This is a genomic window from Lactococcus protaetiae (assembly GCF_006965445.1).
In the GTDB taxonomy this organism is placed as follows: domain Bacteria; phylum Bacillota; class Bacilli; order Lactobacillales; family Streptococcaceae; genus Lactococcus; species Lactococcus protaetiae.
Map to the genome: position 1 here is coordinate 2,610,894 of NZ_CP041356.1, position 17,549 is coordinate 2,628,442.

General features: G+C 37.6%; 16 protein-coding genes, 2 pseudogenes and 1 other annotated feature. Of the genes and pseudogenes, 4 read left to right on the top strand and 14 right to left on the bottom strand.

Translation table 11 applies throughout. From position 1 onward, the window contains the following. Positions 1-282: 282 nt before the first annotated feature. A complete protein-coding gene (locus FLP15_RS12285; protein WP_120772272.1) occupies positions 283-720 on the top strand; it encodes a universal stress protein in 438 nt (145 codons plus the stop codon). Between the two features lie 88 nt (positions 721-808). Here FLP15_RS12285 and FLP15_RS13385 read toward each other — a convergent pair whose 3' ends face one another. From FLP15_RS13385 to FLP15_RS12320, 8 genes and pseudogenes are all read right to left on the bottom strand, one after another. Beyond that, positions 809-1,639 carry a phosphatidylglycerol lysyltransferase domain-containing protein gene (locus FLP15_RS13385; protein ID WP_342588756.1) on the bottom strand — a complete coding sequence of 277 codons (831 nt, stop codon included), beginning with the start codon at positions 1,637-1,639 and terminating at the stop codon, positions 809-811. Beyond that, positions 1,576-2,523: a phosphatidylglycerol lysyltransferase domain-containing protein gene (locus FLP15_RS13510; RefSeq protein WP_245392059.1), complete on the bottom strand. Its 948-nt coding sequence runs from the start codon at positions 2,521-2,523 to the stop codon at positions 1,576-1,578. Before FLP15_RS13510 ends, FLP15_RS13385 begins: the two co-directional genes overlap by 64 nt. Positions 2,524-3,483: 960 nt before the next feature. After that, on the bottom strand, positions 3,484-3,843 hold the full coding sequence (gene rplT / locus FLP15_RS12295) for a 50S ribosomal protein L20 (RefSeq protein WP_120772274.1): 360 nt from the start codon (positions 3,841-3,843) through the stop codon (positions 3,484-3,486). A gap of 170 nt (positions 3,844-4,013) precedes the next feature. Further along, positions 4,014-4,214, bottom strand: a complete 201-nt coding sequence (gene rpmI, locus FLP15_RS12300; RefSeq protein WP_120772275.1) for a 50S ribosomal protein L35 — start codon at positions 4,212-4,214, stop codon at positions 4,014-4,016. Positions 4,215-4,340: 126 nt separating this feature from the next. Further along, positions 4,341-4,888 (bottom strand): annotated as a pseudogene (gene infC / locus FLP15_RS12305) (translation initiation factor IF-3). A gap of 1 nt (position 4,889) precedes the next feature. Further along, positions 4,890-5,016, bottom strand: a sequence feature (ribosomal protein L20 leader region). Positions 5,017-5,058: 42 nt separating this feature from the next. Next, positions 5,059-5,676, bottom strand: coding sequence for a hypothetical protein (locus tag FLP15_RS12310; protein WP_142767339.1), 618 nt, complete (start codon positions 5,674-5,676; stop codon positions 5,059-5,061). A 40-nt stretch (positions 5,677-5,716) separates the two neighbouring features. Further along, positions 5,717-6,988 carry an FAD-dependent oxidoreductase gene (locus FLP15_RS12315; RefSeq protein ID WP_223804776.1) on the bottom strand — a complete coding sequence of 424 codons (1,272 nt, stop codon included), beginning with the start codon at positions 6,986-6,988 and terminating at the stop codon, positions 5,717-5,719. A gap of 174 nt (positions 6,989-7,162) precedes the next feature. Beyond that, the gene (locus FLP15_RS12320) at positions 7,163-11,137 is read right to left on the bottom strand and encodes an LPXTG cell wall anchor domain-containing protein (protein WP_142767341.1); all 3,975 of its coding nucleotides are present in this window, start codon (positions 11,135-11,137) and stop codon (positions 7,163-7,165) included. 210 nt (positions 11,138-11,347) lie between these two features. Between FLP15_RS12320 and FLP15_RS12325 the strand changes: the two genes are divergently transcribed. The 3 genes from FLP15_RS12325 to FLP15_RS12330 all read left to right on the top strand — a co-directional run bounded on the left by FLP15_RS12325 (position 11,348) and on the right by FLP15_RS12330 (position 12,997). Further along, entirely contained in the window at positions 11,348-12,025 is a 678-nt protein-coding gene (locus FLP15_RS12325) for a hypothetical protein (protein WP_142767342.1), read from the top strand. 106 nt (positions 12,026-12,131) lie between these two features. Then, complete coding sequence (locus FLP15_RS12845; RefSeq protein WP_190288309.1) at positions 12,132-12,284, top strand: hypothetical protein; 153 nt, start codon at positions 12,132-12,134, stop codon at positions 12,282-12,284. A 155-nt stretch (positions 12,285-12,439) separates the two neighbouring features. Further along, positions 12,440-12,997: a hypothetical protein gene (locus FLP15_RS12330; protein ID WP_142767343.1), complete on the top strand. Its 558-nt coding sequence runs from the start codon at positions 12,440-12,442 to the stop codon at positions 12,995-12,997. A gap of 16 nt (positions 12,998-13,013) precedes the next feature. Here FLP15_RS12330 and FLP15_RS12335 read toward each other — a convergent pair whose 3' ends face one another. The 6 genes and pseudogenes from FLP15_RS12335 to FLP15_RS12345 all read right to left on the bottom strand — a co-directional run bounded on the left by FLP15_RS12335 (position 13,014) and on the right by FLP15_RS12345 (position 17,408). Then, positions 13,014-13,709 carry an HAD family hydrolase gene (locus tag FLP15_RS12335; RefSeq protein ID WP_142767344.1) on the bottom strand — a complete coding sequence of 232 codons (696 nt, stop codon included), beginning with the start codon at positions 13,707-13,709 and terminating at the stop codon, positions 13,014-13,016. Between the two features lie 286 nt (positions 13,710-13,995). Next, complete coding sequence (locus FLP15_RS13905) at positions 13,996-14,628, bottom strand: MnmG/GidA family protein (RefSeq protein ID WP_425351497.1); 633 nt, start codon at positions 14,626-14,628, stop codon at positions 13,996-13,998. Positions 14,629-14,730: 102 nt separating this feature from the next. After that, a pseudogene (gene mnmG, locus FLP15_RS13910) lies at positions 14,731-15,872 on the bottom strand (tRNA uridine-5-carboxymethylaminomethyl(34) synthesis enzyme MnmG); the annotation flags it as partial. Positions 15,873-16,242: 370 nt separating this feature from the next. After that, complete coding sequence (locus tag FLP15_RS12850; protein WP_190288310.1) at positions 16,243-16,407, bottom strand: hypothetical protein; 165 nt, start codon at positions 16,405-16,407, stop codon at positions 16,243-16,245. A gap of 251 nt (positions 16,408-16,658) precedes the next feature. After that, complete coding sequence (locus FLP15_RS13670; protein WP_280954077.1) at positions 16,659-16,793, bottom strand: hypothetical protein; 135 nt, start codon at positions 16,791-16,793, stop codon at positions 16,659-16,661. Positions 16,794-16,823: 30 nt separating this feature from the next. Continuing rightward, positions 16,824-17,408, bottom strand: coding sequence for a hypothetical protein (locus tag FLP15_RS12345; RefSeq protein WP_142767345.1), 585 nt, complete (start codon positions 17,406-17,408; stop codon positions 16,824-16,826). Between the last annotated feature and the right edge of the window lie 141 nt (positions 17,409-17,549).

The following is a 17,549-nucleotide window of genomic DNA, read 5'->3' on the forward strand; positions in this document are numbered from 1 at the left end:
TACCACAAACCGATTTTGGAACAGTTTTCTTTTTACAAATTGACAAAATTAGAGTAAAATTAAAATATAAAGAAGAAACAATTAGATTGAGTTTATCTTTCCGCCTTAAGTCCTGTTAATCCAAGATTATTTCTCTAGATTAGCTTCCTAGCTGTTATAGCTTGAGTTTTCAATACAACATTTAGTAAGAATCTAGTGACGGCGGAGATGATAAGACAGCCTGATTCAAGAATTTTGGTTCGTCCTGTCAAAGATAGCTCACATTTTGAAAAGGAGTCGCTTATGTTAGATAACTACAAAAAAATTCTCGTCGGACTTGATGGTTCAGTAGAAGCTACCAAAGCTTTTGACAAAGCTGTAGCAACTGCTCTTCGCAATGATGCCGAACTCGTCATCGCCAACATCATTGACCTTCGCGCCTTCCAATCCATCTCAGCCTATGACTCCGTAGTCGCTGATGACACGCATAAAGGGGCTGAAAACCTGATTCGTGACTTTGCTGATGATGCCCAAAAAGCAGGTGTTAAGAGTGTAAAAACTCGCGTTGAATTTGGTTCACCAAAAGTAATGCTTGGTCAAACACTTCCAAAAGAGGAAAATATTGACCTTATCGTCCTTGGTGCTACAGGTCTTTCTTACATCGAAAGAATTTTCATTGGTTCTGTTGCCGATTATATTATCAAAAATGCACCTTGCGATGTCCTTGTTGTTCGTCAATAATCTAATAAAATTTTACTCACTTACAAAAACTCTGTCAGCATACTGACAGAGTTTTTTTATTAATATCATCACTATTGAAGTGATTATTTCATTTATCCTCTTTGCTCACTGTTTTTATCCGTAATTTTTCTAGCAAAAGTTTATTAATTCCCTTAGGATTCTGAGCTTTGATAATAGCATAAGCATAGCTAAAACCGAATGGTTTAGGAGCATAAGCAATAAAACGTTCCTGCCAATCCGTCGGGGCAAATTTCTTCTTCGCCTGATAAAGTCCTTTAAAACCATATACACCATTCATATTTTCATAAATAAACTGCAAAAGTTGATTGGTCACAGAGTTGTCCTCAGAACCAATATTTGCAAGCGGACATAATCCCAAATTTCCCCATATAACACCCTCTGCACGCATTTTAGAAAAAGCTTCAAACATAATAATTTCCATTGTCCCATTTGGCGCATCAGAGAGTCTACGGGTTACATCAGCCATATAAGCTTTTCCACCTTCATAAGGGACAAAAACAACCATGGCAATCAGATTCCCCTTTGCATCTTTTGCATAAAAATATCGTCTTCTATGAGGACTATCAAGAGATAAATCTCCTAACATAAATCCAAGTTCAGCACCTTTTACTTTAAACCACTCTTTTGAAATGTGATTAAGTCCTTGCTCAATCTCCATCTCTCGTTTTACTAACGGCTGATATTCTTCCACAGTAATTCCCAACCGTCTCGCATGATTAATATTTGCTCGCGCCTTAGCTGCCTTCTTCCCCTTCATATCATAATTTGCTAGGCGAATACAAGCATCTTCTCCAATCTTAATCAATCCAAAACCAAAATCTTCGTAAGCGTGCCTCAGTTTCTCAGTAATATCAAGAAAAAGTAATTTCCAGCCATTCTTGTGTGCAAAACGAGTAATCTCGCCATAAACACAACAGCTTCTTCCTCTTTACAAATCATATCTCCACAAACAACCATCACATTATTAACAACCATGTAGGCAACCACACCGTTAATCATCTCACCAAAAAAATAATCCTTATCCTTCTCTAAAGCAAGATAAGCCATTGGATTTTGCCCATACTCATGAACTAAGTTTAAAACATGAGCGCGCTCACGCCCATTAACAATCGGATTGTAAACCAGAGGCTTCAAAATCAAAATAAAAGCAATAATTAAAGAAATCCAACTCATCGCAATCAGACTAACAGTATATAAAAAATTTTCATGCTGTATAAAATCAGCCCCATGAGTGTCCATTAAAAGTAAGAAACGCACAGAGTGTTTTAAAGCCAATAAAAAATCATCTGTCCCAGCATAATCTCTTCGCAAAAAAGTCAAACTCAAAATTGCATTGAACAAAGCCAGTCCAAAAGGAATCAAACTCAAACCAATCGCTCGCCAAGTTTCTCTCCGCTTAGGCACTCTTCTAAAGTCCTTAGCAGTAAACCCTAAAACAAAAAGTATAAATAAAGAAATTAAGGAAGATACGGAAAATAAGGTTCCAGTATAATAAAGATGCAAAGCAAACAGCATGGATTGACCAATCATCCCTAAAATCCAAGCAGAACGAACTCTACGATAAAGATTAACAGAAACTAATAACCCCAAAACTCCTACCGTAAAAGCAAGGAGACGGTGTGCCATAATCCCATAAGGAGCAATATAATTATAAAAACTTTGTGTCCTAGCTACTCCCAAAGGATGTAGATGCCAGATATAAAGTCCAGCCACACTCGTAAAACTCATTAAAACCGACAAAAAAATGGCTACATTTTGTAAAGTATTTCTCAAACGAAACATGATATTCTCTCTATTACTTAATTTATCGAAGGAAGTGCGTGCTATCTCCACCCTTCGGGCTACGCTGTCGATGCTCGCTAAGGCGCTACGTGCTTCGCACGCCGTTCTGAGAACGGTCTACGCAACTTCGTTGCGCCGCTGTCCGTTTGCTTAGCTGCTAAAGCAGCAAGAGCAAAAGGCAAAGCGCCTGGTCGCAACATCACTACCTCTTAGGTAGGAGATAAAGCAGCACTATCTTCGCTGCGTTACGCTGTCCATCCTCGCTAAGGTGCTACGTGCTTCGCACGCCGTTCTACGGACAGCGGAGCAACGAAGATAGCGACTAGAGAAAATGGACAAATGTTCTACGAAACTCCCGCTGAATAGTCTTGACTTCATTATAACTAAACCATTGTAAAAAGTACCAATGGTTTACGGTACTTCGTACCTATTCTAGCGCAAAAAGCACTTTAGCCCCTACTAATTCACTGCAAAACGACTACTAAAATGAACAAGTCTATTTTAATCTTATCAAAGCAAGCGTAAGCACCCTTTTAGCCTTGCACCAATGTATCTTTACCGAAAGTTGCAAGAGTAGCAAACGGGTTTAAAGATAAGCTTGCCTAATATAGTTTATCACGAAATAAGAAATATATAAAAACAAAAGAAGCTCGGGCCACATTACCCAAGCTTCTTCGACTTTAGCTCTCGCTAAAGTGAGGGAATTTTTACAATAAACTTGTAAACATTAGTTAAGCTACTTCACCACTATAACCCAACCGCTAGTCGCCAAGAAGTTACGACTGCATTATGGGGATGTAGATAATGGAGAAGCATTATATTTAAGTTTTATCCATTTCATAAAGGATAACTTAAATATTACTAAATTATAATACTTTTTTCTGACTATTTCAACAATTTAGTATATTCAAATAAACAAAAAAACATCCGTTAGCATTCTAACGGGTGTTTATAAGCAAATTATTTTGCAAGTGCAGCTTTAGCAGCATCAGCGAGTGCAGTAAATGCAGCGCTATCTGCGATTGCTAAGTCAGCAAGCATTTTACGGTTCACTTCAATATCAGCCAATTTCAAACCATGCATCAATTTGCTGTATGAAAGACCATTCATACGTGCAGCCGCATTGATACGTGCAATCCAAAGTTTACGGAAGTCGCGTTTCTTTTGACGGCGATCGCGGAATGCATAGTAGTAAGAGTTCATGACTTGCTCTTTAGCAGTCTTGAAGAGTTTATGTTTAGCTCCGTAATAACCTTTAGCGAGCTTCAAAATACGTTTACGGCGTTTGCGAGTTGCAACGCTACCTTTAACACGTGCCATGTGTGTTCTCCTTTAATTCTTAGTAGATTTTATATTCTGTCAGAAACGACAAATTTATTTCAAATTTTATGCTCTATGTAGTTATAGCAGATAGACCTACCTCACATAGAGTCTTTGATGAAAAGCTATGCCTTTCTTAATTTGCTTCTTATGTAGCAAATAATGCTTGCTTAACGCATAGTCGCAATCATACGTTTGATACGTTTGAAGTCTCCTTTAGAAACCATACGTGCTTTACGAAGTTGGCGACGTTGTTTTACAGTCTTACCGTGGAAACGGTGTGATGTGTAAGCACGGAAGCGTTTGAGACCGCCTGAACCTGTACGTTTGAAACGTTTAGCAGATGCACGGTGAGTTTTTTGTTTTGGCATTGTAATTCTCCTTAATTAAATATTGAAAGGCTAACCCTTCTTGATTGGTGCCAATGATATCCTTAACCCTTGTTTGAACAAGTGTTAGGAATCAGCAAATTTACTATTCTAGCAATACGAGCTATCCTATTTTTTAATAGGAGCAAGTTGTAAGAACATTTGGCGACCATCCATTTTGGCTCTTTGTTCAACTGTTGCAACTTCTTTCGTTGCTTCAGCAAACTTGTCCATAACTTGACGACCCACATCTTGGTGAGTAATCATCCGACCTTTAAATCGGATTGAAACCTTAACTTTATCCCTTTTTCAAGGAACTTAATCGCTTGGCGAAGTTTAGTATCAAAGTCGTTTTGGTCAATTACTGGCGATAAACGCACTTCTTTGACATTAACAACGGCTTGCTTTTTCTTTGCTTCTTTTTGCTTTTTCTTTTGCTCAAACATGAATTTTGTATAATCCATAATTTTTGCAACTGGCGGTTCTTGATTTGAAATCAAAACCAAGTCCATGTTAAGATTTTCGGCTTGCATAAGCGCTTCCGCAGTTGGTGTTACACCAAGCTGTTCACCCTCAGCGCCAATGAGACGAACCTCACGAGCACGGATTGCACCGTTCATCATAGGTTTTCTGTTGTCTTGTTTAGCTATGTTCGTTCTCCTTCTAAATAGTATCATTTAAGAAAAACAAAAGCGGAACGATAATCTCGCCCCGCTCATGAAAACATTCGTTTTTGAATAATTCCATTTGTTTGCCCAGTGCGATTTGCTCCTTAGGCGAGAAGCGGGTGCTTCTGCTTTTCAACTTTACTATTCTATCATATTCGTTTGGCTAGTGTCAAGTTACATTAACTTTTTTCTTGCTTTTTTGTGATATATTTCTTTTCCTTTTGGAAAATGTTATCTTCAACAAGAGATTTTTTCCCATATTTTGTATTTTTAATATCAAGTTCCATCATATAAATCGCCTCTTCGAGAAAACTTGCGTGTCGTTTTTGTAAATAACCAATTAACTGAGTGACACTATCAATTGAAAGATACTTATCAGCAATCCGTAAAGAAATAAGTGGAGGATGATTGAGTAAGTTCATTGATTTTTCATCAATTCTTGATAGCTCTTGTCTATATTCTTTTTGTCCCAAGGCAATCACTTGTGCTTCTCCAAACTTCTTCCACCAAATCATTCCTAAAATATAAACTAAGCTTTCAATTAAAAGGAGGATTATCAGTAAAATAGTCGGCACACTCCACATCCTACTAAATAGTATTGTAAATACCATAATAAGAGGAATCAAAAGCAAACTTGATAACTTACCAAAATTTGCTTTATACTTTGTTCTTTTTTGAATCATTTGATTAAGATTTTCTCTTTTTGTATGATTTTCTTCAAGCGCTTTGAGAGCATCTAATACACTATAACAGTAATTTAAATCGTCATACTTTGTGTCTTCCACTAGAATTGGCATTGCTTCCTCCTTTCTTTACAATTTTATGTTTTTTCAAACTTTAGGATTTTGGGTCTTCTTGACGAATGAGTTGAGCTAATGTTTTAATCATTCCATTTGGATTTTTGTAACCGTGTTTAAAGTAAAAATCGCTAAATTCAACATCTTCAATTGCTAGATTTTGTTGAATTGCTAATGAGATAAGATCAGCATAAATTGCGATTCCTTCAGCAGTTCCTTCAACTTGAACTCCTAAAATTTTATGTGTCTTTCTTTCATAAACTAGCCAAATATTAGTATATTCATCCGAGTTAAGAAAATCATTTCGATAATGAACCATACCACATTCAAAACCTTCTGCTTCGGCATTCTTTTTATTTAAACCTGTTGCACATAATGTTCGACCATCCAGATTCATACTATAGGTTCCTTCCGAAGGAATAATTTTTTGTTTTGGGCCTGCCAGATTAATTGCTGCAATTCCACCTTGCCGAATTGCTTCACTTGCGTGAGGGAGATAACGGCGACCCTTGACACGATTGACTTTTGAGGTGGCACAATCTCCAACAGCAAATACATCCTGATGACTTGTCTGCATATAATCGTCAACTTCTATTGCTCCCATATCGCCAAGTTCAACTTGATTGGCAAGAAGAAATGAATTGGGGCGAAAACCAACGGAATAAATGATTGCGTCTGCTTCAAATTTTTCGTAATGGTCTGTATAAAGGTTTAGAGCTGTTCCAGTTTCTTTGTTTTCTTCTTCACGAATGTCCACTGGAAATGTCGAGAGTTGGATATCAATTCCTTCTGACTGCATCAAAGCTTCAATGTTTCTAGCCGCAGGCTCATCCAAATATTTATCAAGTAAATAACTATGCGCTTGAATGAGAGTAATCTTTATCCCATGTGAAGCTAAAATACGTGAAAGCTCAACACCAATGAAACCTCCACCAACTACAATAATTCGTTTAGCTGTTTCAAATAAATATCTAATTCGCTTGGCATCTTCAATATTTTTCACAACAATCAAGCGCTCTTTAAATTCTCCACTAAACATTGGCAACAACGGATAAGAGCCTGTTGCTAAAACAAGCTTATCATAAGTCGCAGTTTCTACGTTATTGCTTTCCTCTTGTGTAAAAAATATTTGTTTAGTAAGTGTATCAATATTTCGTACAACAGACTGTGCTTTAACTTGAATTCCTTGTGCTTCTAGTTCCTTTATAGTGGTGTAGCCACCATTTTTTAGAATATCATTGTGCCCCATCAGGTAGAGTGGGATACTTTGTGAGATAAAGCTTATTTCTTTTTGTTTTTCATAAATTGTAATTTGTGCATCAGGAAATTCTTCTTTCGCCCTTCTAGCACAAGCAATCCCTGCGTGAGAACCCCAATAATAATCACTTTCATTTTTCTCATTCCTTTCTTTTGGTTCTCTGCGATAAAAGCTTAAACATCTTCTAACTAAGTTACTAACTTCAAGGGCTATTCAGCCCCTTTGCATTTATTCGCCATCGTGCTGTTGTGCTTCACTTCTTTCTTTTTTATCTTTTTCTTCTTTTTTACGCCGTGCCGCTAATAAAAACGCTGACGCAGTGAGAAGACCGCCCATTCCCACAAGATTTCCTGATTTATCTCCTGTTTGAGGGAGTTGATTTGCTTCTTCATTAGAGGTTGATATTATTTTTGTGGGTGCTTTTGTGGTGGTTTCTGCCTGTTCCGCCTGCAATTTTGTTTTTGCCCCCTTGACTGTCGGTACTATCATTCCTGTGGGTGGGACGGTTGTATTTACCTGTGGTACCACAACTTTAGGAATTGATGGCGTCGTATTTGTAGAGTTAGGGGTTTCTGATGGGATTGTTGTGGATTTATCATCCGATGAAGGTGCTGTGTCCGTGGGAGGAGTATCTACAGGAGATGAGGGCATTTCTGGAGTTGTTGGAGTATCTCCATCACTGCCATCTGGTAAAGTTGTTAGGGGTTGATTTGGCTCACTAGATGTTGAATTTGGTGATGCGGGAGGTGTTGTTGTTTCTGAAGAATTAGTTGGAGTGGAGGTATCAGGACTATTATTTGGTGCTGTGTTTGTTATTGATGGATTGATATAAGCAAAGTCTGCTCCGAGATTGTAATCTGCAAAACCATCTGTGGTTTTTACGACAATCATAAAATCAGCTGCTGTTGTTCCATCTGAATTTGTCAGATACCCTGCATATTGCACACCATTTACTGTGATTGGTGATGCGACATAGTTAGTATAAGGTGTTCCATCAACAGAGATATTAGCTTCTTGAAGCACTGCTTGAAAATTGTTATCCGTGACATTTCCATCAGAAGTCGTAACAGCTGAGTTTCCTGTAATTTTATGACCATCATAAGTATCTGACCAAATCGAATTCCAACTTGCCAATCCTGCATTTACTGAGGTCAAAGAATTATTTGATCCACCGCCACCTACTCCTACACCACGCTGAGTACCACTATAATTATTTGGAATATTTGTCTTACTGACAGCGGGAATATTACTGACAGAATCCTCCGTTGTTACTGACAAAGGCATCACAGTGCTGACAGCTTGTTGTGAGTTTTTCGTGTCTTCAATTGATACAGTGGCGGTTTCATCTTTAACGTAATCAATCTTGTATTGCTGGATAGCTTGGTCAACAATTCCAAAATTCATCGTGCTGTCAAAACGATCAGAAATACTTGTTCCTGTCAGTGAAATTTCTGTTCCATCTGCTGAAGTTAATACGGCATGATAAGTGTTTCCATTGTTATCTGTTACTTTCGGCTTTAAATTGCTGAATATGAATACTCCACCTGTATTTCCTGTCGCAAACTGATAAGTTTGACTGCCATCCAGATGATTAATCGTCAAATGCGCTTCTTGATAACTTGCTGACAGCGTAATCACAAAGTTATTATCTCCGCTGACAAAGCTGGGATGAGCTGTCAGTGCTGTTTTTAATGCTGTATTTCCAGTGAAGACCTCTCCTTCAGGTGTTGTGACAGATGATACAAAGTAACCTGATGGAAGGTTGAATGTTGGCATTTGAATCATTGCCTGTGATGTTCCATCTTGAACAACTGTAGCTAGCTGTGGAAGTTCATCAGCCACCGTGGAATCATAACTAAAATCAAAAGATGCTTTCTGAGGTGCCAAGTCATAAGTGACAGTGTGTTCTTGATTTTCGTCAGCATGTTCAGATTTGATTACTGTTGAGGAGACACCATCTACCTTGCTCATATAACCGTCAAGCTGAGGAATAGTAACTTCTGGAAAATCAAGACCTGTAAAGCTATGATGTGTAGCTTGATATACTTCACCATTGGGTAATTGATAAATGGTTTCTTGCTGTCTTGGATTGCCTTCATAGAAAATATTGACCTCATTTTGAGCAATATTACTGGTTACTTTTCGAACTTCTTCTTGATGGCTAACTTCATGGTAACCTGTGATTTTCGGAGTAGTGTAGTGATTAGTTTCATGAGTATTTTTTTCCGCTCCGATATAGAAAACTTGCTCAAGTTTGCCGTTAATTATCGTTGGTTCAGCAAGTGAAAAACCTGTTGCTTGATCAAGATAATGAACTAGAATCGGTGCTGCTTTTTTACTTGCAATAAAACTACTTTGTGAAAAATCAAGACTTAATGGCTGATGTTGACCGCTTATTGCCCCTACAAATCCAAAATAGGTTTGTGCAGGAACTTTCAAATTCGCATGAGTGACAGTCTTACCACCAACTGTTACAGTCAGAGAACCTGTGATAATATCATCGTTAAATTGCATCATTGGGTTCCAACCCACGGTCATTGCACTTACACCATCAGCACTTACAGGAAGCTCCACCTTAGGATTGATGCCAACATCTGACTGTCCTGTTTCTAGCAAAGTTCCTTTTGAATCCGTGGTTAATACTTCCAAAACATGATGATATTCATCCGAGGACCATCCAGCAAAAATAGAATAAGGCACCCCCTCAATACCAAGCCTTCTCGAAGTTTGCTCCATTTTATCTTTTAATGATTGAGTTGGTGTAAAAGTCACCCCTAGATAGTTATTTCGAGAGGAAGTTGTTGTTCCTATCCCATTTAAACGCGCACCAAACTTAAAAGGACGACTCATGTCAAGTGGGGAATGATACTGAGCAAATGACTGTTGCTCTCCTTGCTCTCCTGTCATCACTAACTTATCACCACTAAGTTGCGGTGTAGCCGTTTCTCCTGATGGCTTTGTTTCTGAAGCTTCTGTAGTTTGATTCAAATTAGTTTCAGATTGAGTGTTATCTGTTTGAGAGGAGGCATTTTCTGTTGATGCTTCATTGGTTAGCTCATCAGAGTTACTTACAGAATGATTATCTACTGACGACACATTTGATGTTGCTGACAGCTGTTCAGGTGTTGTATTGTCAGAAGTCGTAGCTACTGATGGCAATGCTTGCGAACTTCCTGCCAGTGATAAATTGATATATGCAAAATTAGCACCAAGATTATAGTTCGTAAATCCATCTGTTGCTTTGACAACGATGACAAAATCATCACCAACCGTTCCAGTTGCTGTTGTCAAATATCCAGCATATTGCACACCATTGACCATAATCGGTGAAGCAATATAATTTGTATAAGCTACTCTATCAACAGAAATATTAGCTTGCACAAGTACAGACTGAAAATTATCACTCGTCACATTGCTGTCAGAAGTTGTCACTGCTGAATTTCCACTCATTACATGACCATCATAAGTGTCTGACCAAGTTGAATTCCAACTTGCCAATCCTGCATCAGTAGATTTTAAATCAGCATTTGCACCTCCACCACCAATCCCTATGCCACGTTGAGCACCATTATAAGCACTTGGAAGTACAACAGCACTGACAGCACTTGTACTTACTGACGAAAATTCTGAATCAGTCGTTGAACTCGTTGATAAATCTGTAATCGGAGCCTGTCCTTTAACACTCCCGCTTTCGGTGCTAACCTCTGCCATATTTCCTGCATTCACGGCGCTGTCAATACTGACAGAAAAATCTTCAACCTTGTCAGCAGAATTTGCCACCGCTTGTTCTTGAGCTGTACCATGAAGTGTCGAGTTTTGGTTAGAATGAGCCATTCCTTGACTAGAAGTATAAGCCTGAGCATTTGTTTTACCTTTAGAGGCAGGGGCTGTAATTTCTTGCTGCCCTGCTATTCCTGATGTAGTCGAATAACTCCATTGACTCTCATCCGTCAAATCTGCTGATGATGTATCAGAAACTAAATTTGAGCTATTACCTACTTGCTGACCAGCATACAATTGATTAGAAATCATGTCCGCTGAAGCTACAATCGGACGTAGCGCTGTTGGCGCAATATTTTGAACCACTGCACCAGCTCCTAAAACAGTTGCACTCAAAAGCAATCCATTCCCTACTTTTACTGCAGCATGATTTTTGACTTGATTAATTATCTCCTGTTGCTTTTGCTCTTTTTCACTCATCATTAGCGCTACCCCTTTCTCTCAACCGCTTTCTTATCTTTATTCTACACTAACTCTATAAGTATTCCAAAAGTTACAACTTTGCATCTTATAAAATCCATATTCATCCTTTATTACATCAAGCACTCATCAAAAACAAAAAGGATATCATTATAATTTATGAGAAAAAAATTATAAAATTAAACTAAATAAGTATTTAAAGAAAGGAATATTATGATGTCTAAAAATACAATTACTCTCAATTATTACTTCAATGTAAATCCGCAAATGAAACAAAATCTTCAAAAGGCAAAGCTTTCATATGAAGTTGATTTTGAAGCTACAAGTGACCTCACACCTATCATAGAAAACTCTGTTACCATTGGACTAAGCCGTAAAATTATTGAAAGCGACGAAAAATATTTTCTAGGAGATTTTGACCTAAGCTTGCCTGGTTACAAATTTGAAGGTTGGAAAATCGTTCGCGATAGTCATTATGTCCTTCCACATAAGCATGCTTTCACTCAAGTTGCGCTTTATGCAGGAGAAAAATCTATTATCCACACAACAGGTGTCGCCGACTCTGAATTTCTCTGGCAAACTGGGGAAAATTTCGAACCAAATAGTGATAATTATTCTTTTTATGCACAATGGACACCCCTTTCATACAAGATTAATTTCATCGCCCGAACAATTCATGGCTTATCTTTAGATTGGACTGCAGATTCTGCACAGAGAACAATAGAAACTGGCTTTCAAATAAAAATTATGCCCGAACTTCACGGCTATGATTTTGTAGGTTGGAACATCAATGGAAAAACCATAACCTATAACAACGCGCATCAGCAACCCAGCGTTCCAGCAGGAATAGGAGACATAACTGTCATCGCATTATTTGATGATTACCTATAAAAACGCTTAGTATATAAACTTTATTTGAGTTCCTTAATCAAATCATTTATATAAATGATAAAAAAATGATAATATTATTATAATAAAATTAGATTAAGGAATAACGATGAAAGAAGAACAATTAATCACCATTTCAAATACAACAATAAAAAGCGAAAAAAGTATCAACAAAACTTATAAAATCATGGAAGATAACACTCTTCTCTCCATTATCACATCAGAAAATTCAAAAACAGCATCCTGCCCAGATGCTGTTTAATCCGCAGTTCTACTCTTGACTATATCATTAGAAACGAGAATTCACCTTTACTATCGTCACAATTAAGGCACACTCTCTCATAAAATCAACTCATTTTCTTTTGAAAATATATTTTGAGTTGCCACACAAAACTCTCCATGAAAGGAAAATTTAGCATGGCCCCACATGACCTAGAACATTTTACACAAGAAATAGACAAAACTAAAAACTGGTCTAATCATCGCAAAAGTATGTATGGCATGACAATAATGGACAAGCTCTCCATTACTGACGGTTCTGTCAGTACCGACAGTACACAAAATCCAATCATTCCAGCAAGTGATCGAGCACTGACAACACAACTTGTTACAGAAATTCTTGATAAGCTTGTCAAATACGATGAAATCACCCTTATTGACTGTCCTATTTTACCAATTTCTGTTTCACACCAAACAGCTCCTTTCTCTCATACGCTCTTTCTCAGCCAACAACCCGGTATTCAATATATTTTAAATACTCATTTTTGGATAAAAGTGATGGATGACATTCAAAACACTTTAGCATTAGTCGTAACTGGAGGTCTAACAGGAACCTTCACTTTCTACTGTGAAAAGTCAGATGGAAAATTTGAAGAATTCACTATTCCTTTTAACAAAAATGGAATTTATCAACTCACCAATCTTACAGTTGATACCCTCTATCTCAAAGATTCAGCACTAAAACTAAAAGAATAAGCGGACAATCATCCGCTTATTCTTTTACAAAAAAATTAAAAAAATCTTGTATCGTTTCAAACTCAAAATCAGCAATAGTTTCCTTTTGCGCACCAATATAAGCCGTCTTCATCCCCAGTTTCTTTGCAGGTTCAATATCATGTTCAATCAAATCGCCAACCATTAAAGTTTCAACCGCTTTAAAATGTTCCTGATTCAAAAGATTCATAAAAGCACGCGCATCAGGTTTCAAGAAGCCCGTTTCTCCTGAAATATAAATAGGATATCTTCCCTCAATATCAGAACGACGTAATTTTTCACGTTGTTCCCAATGCCCACCATTACTCAAAATAGCGATACGATAACTGTCCGAGAGACGCTCCAATTGATTAATAAGCCACTGATTAGGTTGAATATCATCAAGCAAAGTCTTCAAAAATTGCTCAAAAAAACCTTGGATATAGTTTTCTTCAAAAGCAATATCAAAATAGCGTAAAGTCAGACGTAAACGCTCATTACGCAATTCATCAATCGTCATTTCTCTACGATGAACACGTGGCCAAAGCAATTCATCAAAATCATGGTATTTATCCATAAATAAATCTAGTTCATACACGTCATTAAAATTTAATTGTTCAGCAAAAAGTTTTCTATGAGCGCTTTCCCAGTATTTTTCTTTAAATGGAAAAAGTGTATTATCCCAGTCAAAAATAATATTTTTGATTTTATCCATGATTACTTCTCTCTTCTCATGCCATTCTCGTTTTTTATCAAAACAAGAGCTGCTTCACCTCTGTAGGTAAGAGATGAAGCAGCTCTATCTCCGCTTTGCTCCGCTGTCCATCCTCGCTACGGTGCTGAAGCACCTAGTCGGAATGGCAAGCTTTGAATTTAGTCTTTGGTTCATTTTAGCAATCTTCGCCTTATTTCACAAGAAATAACTCTGAGGACAAGGACTATTCCATAATGATAGCCTTTACCATAATCTACATCAAAAATACTATGACTTCCGAAGCAGCTTATTTTCCTTCAAGATAAACCATAAGAATACTAATATCCGCTGGGTTAACACCTGAAATACGACTTGCTTGTCCTAAAGTTTCTGGATTAATTTTCTTAAACTTTTGTCGCGCTTCTGTTGCAATTGAATCAAGTTTATCCCAATCCATATTTTTAGGAATTCTTTTTGCTTCCAGACGGTGCATTTTTTCAACTTGATCCATTGCTTTTTTGATATAACCTTCATAAGTAATTTCAGTTTCAATCAATTCAATAACAGTACGGTCAATCGAATCAGTACTTTCTCCAATGAATTTTACTACTTCCCCATAGTGAACTTCAGGGCGCTTCAAAAATTCTGCCCCTGTGAGTGCATCTTTTATCGGTCCAAATCCTAACATTCCCAGCTTTTCTTGAACTTCTGGCAAAGGTTTTAGTTTTTCTGTATTCAATCGCTTCATTTCACGATTAAATTGCTCCATCTTAGCAGTATAAGTCGCCCACTGTTTATCCGAAACCAATCCTACTTCATGACCAATTTCAGTTAGGCGCATATCTGCATTATCATGCCGCAAAATCAAGCGATATTCAGCTCTCGAAGTTAATAAACGATAAGGTTCAAGTGTTCCTTTGGTTACCAAATCATCAATCATCACTCCAATATAAGCCTCACTACGTTTCAAAATAAACTCAGGTTTACCTTGTACTTTAAGCGCTGCATTAATCCCTGCTACTAATCCTTGACCTGCTGCTTCCTCATAACCCGACGTTCCATTGGTTTGTCCCGCAGTAAATAGCCCTGAAATCAACTTCGTTTCAAGTGTTGGGCGGAGTTGGTGGGCATTACCACATCATATTCAATCGCATACCCTGTCCGCATCATTTGTGCATTTTCAAGTCCTGGGATTGATTTTAAAAGCTTAAATTGGACATCTTCTGGCATAGAAGTTGAAAGTCCTCCAACGTACACTTCTTCCGTATTCCGACCTTCTGGTTCAAGGAAAAGTTGATGTCGTGGCTTATCTGCAAAACGTGTAATTTTGTCCTCAATAGATGGACAATAGCGTGGACCTACACCTTTAACAATTCCAGAAAATAAAGGAGCGCGATGAATGTTCTTTCGCAGTAAATCATGACTACTTTCTGTCGTATAAGTCAGCCAACAAGGGATTTGCTCCTTTAAATAATCCTCATCACGACTCATGAAACTAAAATGATTTGGTTTTTCATCTCCTGGCTGAATCTCCGTCTTAGAATAATCAATTGAACTTGCCAATACACGTGGAGGTGTTCCAGTTTTAAAACGTCCAATCTCAAATCCAAGATTTCGGAGATTATCGGCAAGGCCAATAGATGACAAAGAGTTATTAGGCCCTGACGAATATTTGAGTTCCCCAATGATAATCTCCCCACGTAACGCTGTCCCCGTCGTGATTATGACCGTTTTCGCACCATAGTTTGTTCCCGTTGCAGTGCGTACACCAATTACCTCTGTTTTATCATCATTAACTAAAAGTTCTTCAACCATTCCTTGACGAAGCGTTAAATTCTCTTGGTCAGAAACTGTATTTTTCATCTCAATAGCATACTCATCTTTATCAGCCTGTGCTCGAAGAGCGCGGACAGCTGGACCTTTTCCTGTGTTGAGCATTTTCATTTGGATGTAAGTTTTATCAATATTTCGGCCCATTTCGCCACCCAAGGCATCAATTTCTCGGACAACAATTCCTTTAGCCGAACCACCAATTGAAGGATTACAGGGCATAAATGCTACCATATTCAGATTAATCGTGAGGAGCAGTGTCTTGCACCCCATACGTGCTGCAGCCAGTGAGGCCTCTACTCCTGCATGACCCGCACCAACCACAATGACATCATAATTATTTTGAAATTCCATTTTTTATATCTCCATTTAGAAAGAAACAAAAAAGCCAAAGCTGCGAAAAATATGCAACAAAATTTCTGTCATCTTGTCCTATATGTTGATGCCCTAGCACCAAGATAAAGTACAACTTGACAAATCTTTTTTTCACATATTTTCCCGAGCTTTGACCATCGAGTTTCTAATCTTAGATATTGGTATTTTAACTCATTTTTCAATATTTTTCAAGAGATACTTTCCAATGAAGTCAAGACTTATTCAGTGGGAGTTTCAACTCACCGCTGAATTTAGTCGGACGAAATTCGAAGTATAGTGCTGCTTTATCCTCTACCTAAGAGGTAGGGGTATTAGCACGCACTTGCTTTGATAAATAAGCAAAAAACTTTTAATCTCCCTCTTCAAGAAGATGAAGTTGTAAAGGTAATAGTTCTTCATCATTTTGCTTTTGCGGTTGCCCATGATTATGAATCATGAGAAATTCAAGCGCACCATGTGGATGTGGATAGTACATATTTGTATGTGGCTTGATTAACATAGGAAGTTGTTTCATATTTCTCTCCTCCTTTCTATCTGTATTTTATACTACGAGTGTCTGTACATTAATTCTTCCGTTGATTTGACTAACCTAAAAGGTAAAAGGGTGAGTGGTGACATTGGACATTTACTGTACTGTTTTACACCGTAAAGTTTCAAACAACATCAATTCGTTGTTACCTTATGCAACAGATAATCATTGGTATTTTTGAAGTGATTACTTCATCAGTGGGAGTCCCACTGATGTTAGTAGAACGAAAGCAAAGCTTAGTGTTGCTTATCCCTCCCCCTAAAAGAGGCGGAGGAGTTGCCACTCCGACTAGGTGCTTTAGCACCATAACGAGGATGGACAGCGTAGCCCAAAGGGCGAAGATAGCAGACACTTGCTTGGTTAAATGTCATTTTTTGTTAATTCCAAAAAGAAACATCATCTTATGCCACTTCCTCCATCTCTCTATAAAGCACCTGATGTTTGGTATCTTCAACTAATAACGCTCCTCTACCTACAATTATTCTATCTCTCCCATTATTTGTCGGATCATGTTCTCCTGATTGCTCAATTGTTCCATCAGCGAGCAACACAGGAATATAGGTTCCTCGAGGATAGATTCCCAAGCTCAAATTGGATAGTACATCTGATTTCTTTAATTCAAGGTAAGGTAGATTATTATAACGTTCCATCCCACCTAGAACTAACTCATATTGGATATTATCCATTGTTGCTGAAAATCCTGAAATTAAAAGTTCTATTGGTTCATTTGATTCTGGGAGGTTTTTCCATAGGCCAGAGAGTGTGGAAAACTCTCCATTCTTCACTTGGTTAACATCAATAGACAGTCCTTCAAGCTCTGTATTTCTCAAATCAGTCACGGAGTCTTCATGGGGGTTTACTTGCTGCTGATAACTTGACATTGAAACTTCATTACGCTGATTTTGAACACTTCTAAACAAAGCAAAACCAAGAACGAGCACAAGCGCTATTAATAAACTATCCAATATAATCAAAGTTCTCTTCATAATCACCTCCCAAAATAAGATTTTAATTATAAAATAATTATAATATAATTATAAACTATTTTCGTCAAAATTCCTAAAGAAATAGTATTTTTTTATTTACATACCAAAAAGAGAAACGTTCGTAATAAACGTTTCTCTTTT

What these genes read in the sequence shown, in the direction of transcription:
- FLP15_RS12320 (WP_142767341.1), bottom strand. Translation starts at nt 11,137, where the DNA reads ATGATGAGTGAAAAAGAGCAAAAGCAACAGGAGATAATTAATCAAGTC.
- FLP15_RS12325 (WP_142767342.1), top strand. Translation starts at nt 11,348, where the DNA reads ATGATGTCTAAAAATACAATTACTCTCAATTATTACTTCAATGTAAAT.
- FLP15_RS13510 (WP_245392059.1), bottom strand. Translation starts at nt 2,523, where the DNA reads ATGTTTCGTTTGAGAAATACTTTACAAAATGTAGCCATTTTTTTGTCG.
- FLP15_RS12345 (WP_142767345.1), bottom strand. Translation starts at nt 17,408, where the DNA reads ATGAAGAGAACTTTGATTATATTGGATAGTTTATTAATAGCGCTTGTG.
- rplT (WP_120772274.1), bottom strand. Translation starts at nt 3,843, where the DNA reads ATGGCACGTGTTAAAGGTAGCGTTGCAACTCGCAAACGCCGTAAACGT.
- FLP15_RS12850 (WP_190288310.1), bottom strand. Translation starts at nt 16,407, where the DNA reads ATGAAACAACTTCCTATGTTAATCAAGCCACATACAAATATGTACTAT.
- rpmI (WP_120772275.1), bottom strand. Translation starts at nt 4,214, where the DNA reads ATGCCAAAACAAAAAACTCACCGTGCATCTGCTAAACGTTTCAAACGT.
- FLP15_RS12285 (WP_120772272.1), top strand. Translation starts at nt 283, where the DNA reads ATGTTAGATAACTACAAAAAAATTCTCGTCGGACTTGATGGTTCAGTA.
- FLP15_RS12335 (WP_142767344.1), bottom strand. Translation starts at nt 13,709, where the DNA reads ATGGATAAAATCAAAAATATTATTTTTGACTGGGATAATACACTTTTT.
- FLP15_RS12310 (WP_142767339.1), bottom strand. Translation starts at nt 5,676, where the DNA reads ATGCCAATTCTAGTGGAAGACACAAAGTATGACGATTTAAATTACTGT.
- FLP15_RS13670 (WP_280954077.1), bottom strand. Translation starts at nt 16,793, where the DNA reads ATGACATTTAACCAAGCAAGTGTCTGCTATCTTCGCCCTTTGGGCTAC.
- FLP15_RS12330 (WP_142767343.1), top strand. Translation starts at nt 12,440, where the DNA reads ATGGCCCCACATGACCTAGAACATTTTACACAAGAAATAGACAAAACT.
- FLP15_RS12845 (WP_190288309.1), top strand. Translation starts at nt 12,132, where the DNA reads ATGAAAGAAGAACAATTAATCACCATTTCAAATACAACAATAAAAAGC.
- FLP15_RS13905 (WP_425351497.1), bottom strand. Translation starts at nt 14,628, where the DNA reads ATGATTGATGATTTGGTAACCAAAGGAACACTTGAACCTTATCGTTTA.